This window comes from Oleiphilus sp. HI0123, from assembly GCF_001635315.1.
This window is the reverse complement of the sequence record NZ_LWGE01000851.1, coordinates 1-333: the sequence shown is the minus strand read 5'-3', so window position 1 is coordinate 333 and position 333 is coordinate 1. Positions and strand designations below refer to the sequence as shown.

The following is a 333-nucleotide window of genomic DNA, read 5'->3' as shown; positions in this document are numbered from 1 at the left end:
TATCAGTATCGAGCATGTTCTTTCAATTCTCGGAATCGAAGCTCTTCTAAACAAGAAGCCCGATGAATTATCAGGAGGAGAACGCCAGCGAGTTGCGATTGCCAGAGCTTTACTTGTTCAGCCTGAACTCTTATTAATGGATGAGCCATTAGCTTCTTTAGATAAAGCCAGAAAACTCGAAATCCTTCCCTACGTTCAAAAGATTCGATCAGAATTTCGTATACCAATTTTATACGTCACTCACTCGGTAAACGAAGTCGCTAAACTTGCTGACCACTTAGTAATACTTGAAAACGGAAAGCTTAGCACTCAAGGTAAGGTTTCAGATGTGCT

The 333-nt window shown here is 40.8% G+C and carries 1 protein-coding gene; it reads left to right on the top strand.

The window, feature by feature from the left end:
• Positions 1-333 (top strand): ATP-binding cassette domain-containing protein (locus A3761_RS07390; protein ID WP_156491719.1); only part of this gene is annotated, 333 nt, incomplete at both ends.